Below are 2747 nucleotides of genomic sequence, written 5' to 3' on the forward strand. Positions count from 1 at the left end.
CAAGCTGCTGAATAGCGCACTTTATCCATGGAAAACCTTTTGAAATTAAACTTCGACCTGTTTAAAAGAATATGAATAACAGCCAAAAAGCGAAATTACGTTTCTTGAAAACATCGGGTATCATATAGAAGGATTACTCGAACTATAAACCAATTGAATAAGTTAATGATATTGATCTATAATATATTGTATTCACTGTACTATAATTTCACCTGAATGAAAAAACAAAGTTTTTTGACTTTTTTACAGACCATCAACCTTTATATTATCTTGCCTTGTTCTCTAAACTTATCAAGCATGGGCTGACCAACTAAGCCTTCAGCCAAAAGCTTATATGCTATATCTGTGCCCAAAGCTCTCTTATTCACCTTATCACCTAACATTGGGAAAGATTCTACTATCTCAAGCCGTTCTGGTAGCTTATACTTGGCAAGCTTTCTTTCAGTAAGAAATGAAACCATTTCAAGAAAAGTTAAAGTAGTTTCTCCTTTCTTTAGAATGACAAAAGCGCAAGCTTTCTCACCATAATTAGTGTCGGGCATAGAAACAATGCACGCATTTGACACCTTTGGATGAGCGTTGAGCATACCCTCGATTTCAGCAGGAAAGATGTTCTGCCCGGCGCGCAATATCATATCCCGGGTGCGACCGGCAAGCCAGATATATCCATCCTCATCCATCCGCGCGAGATCTTCAGTATCGAACCAACCTTCCTTGCCCAGCGTGCCACCGAAAGCCTGCTTTGTCTTCTCAGGGTCTTTGTAATAGCCGGCACCAACACCACCGCCACTAATAAGGAGCCTCCCAACCTCACCTCGTGGCAATTCATTGCTTTCATCATCAACTATTTTAGGATGGACCCTTGGTCCGCCACTACCAACAGAGCCAAACCGCTTCTCTCTTGGGATATCCACATTACTGCTGAGTATCCCCTGAATCTCGTTGACACCATAATAAGTGATTAGAGGAACGCCAAGCCTCTCCTCCATTTCCTCCAATAATCCGGCAGGGAATGGGGCGCCGGCATGACCGACGAAACGCAAGGATTTTAGGTCATATTTATCGAAAGCGGGATGCCTTGCCATCTGGATGGAATGGAGGGGAAAGCCGCCATAATACGTCCCCCCCTCTTCCTCTATGGCTTTAAGAACTTCCTCCGGATCTCCCCAGTCAACCATCACGATTTTGCCTGCGACAGTAATCAGTGCGTGTATTACACTTTCCGAAGGGCCTGAAAAGCAAAACGCAGCGGTGACACCTATATCATCTCTTGATAGTTTCCAGTGATTTACGAACTCCAGTCCGGTGGATATATTACAATTCGGGGAAAGCATACCAATCTTGGGCATTCCTGTTGTCCCGGTCGTTGATACCATCTGCCATACCTCAAAGGGATCGCCTTTGGTCTTACTGAGGTAATCTGAGGCATATTTCTCCTCAATGGGTGCATTAATTATCTCCTCCACAGAGATTGCGCCATCAGGCAATTCTTCAAGCCCATATCCGCCAATAAGGAAGATGTGCTTAAAGTTTGGGAACTTACTGCTGGCATGAAATTCGTTATACATATTGTAGTGGTTAAAGCGGCGGAACTCAAAGCAGGTAACTGCAGCAACAGCATTCGTATATTCGATGAAGTGACCTGTCTCCTTTTCCCTATTTGTAGGCATGGAGTAGAGATGCACCAGTCCAGCCTTCTCACAAGCGATCCATAGGGCTACATTCTCAATACAATTTGGCAATTGCCCAATAACCACATCATCCCTGTTTAAGCCTGCCTCAATGAAGCCAAGAGCAAGCCTATCCGTTATTTTTTTAAACTGTGCCCATGTCACCCTATTTCTGGCATCAACAAAGGCCTCCTTATCCGGCCATCTCCTGGCATTATATTCAATAATATCTATCCAGCCTCTATGAGCCCACTGACCATCTCCTATATACATATCCTTCAGTTCATCGTAATTTCTAACTGGCTTCACTTATACCTCCTGCAATTTGAAGGGCGAGAATGTAAGGTTTTATACTATCTCGCCCTTTTATCTGACGATATTAACAATATCCTGAGTTTTTACTATCTTATCAAAATTACGTAAACGTTCTTGTGTATTGTTTTACAAAACGTATCCCGTTGGAAAAAATCGCTTTAAATAAACTGCCCATAGGTGCAGACCTCCTTTACGTGGTCTTTATCACAATGTCATTAACTTAAACGAACAATAATATCATAAATATTCAATTATATTATAAAAACGGTTGATTCATTAGTATCGGCATGATATATTCACTTTCTATAACAACAAGCAATCCATAGTGACGATACCATGACTTGTCCACTGCTTCCAATTTAACCGGTCGAATCGCAAATTCTCCCAAAAGTGTCAGCCCGGCATGCGATATTATCATTGCCTTGTATAGAGCAAACTATATGCCATAAAGCATATTGTATTAAAAAAGCTGATGCCTGCCCTTAAGTTAATATTGTTTTGTTAAATAATTTGATTCAGTAATTTCCGGTTAGGAAATTGCATGCATATGATAAAATAAATTTTGAAAAATTAGCTATTTGGGTCAAATATTACTTGACAAAAGAACAGTAATGTGCGGCGAATTTTGATATTACACAATAATATCAGGAGATTACTGTTATGCCGTACTCTTTGGACCCTTTTAGGAAAAAACATGCAACTTCGTTTAAACAATTATTTCAACCAGCTCAAGAAGCATTGGCGGGTGCGCCACCACTTGAA

At 41.1% G+C, this 2747-nt stretch carries 1 protein-coding gene; it reads right to left on the reverse strand.

From position 1 onward, the window contains the following. Positions 1–260: 260 nt before the first annotated feature. Positions 261–1979, reverse strand: a complete 1719-nt coding sequence (locus VXK47_RS12260; protein WP_435549073.1) for an AMP-binding protein — start codon at positions 1977–1979, stop codon at positions 261–263. Positions 1980–2747: the final 768 nt, after the last annotated feature.

The sequence above is a fragment of the Desulfobacterium sp. N47 genome (assembly GCF_051233685.1).
Lineage (GTDB): Bacteria > Desulfobacterota > Desulfobacteria > Desulfobacterales > RPRI01 > RPRI01.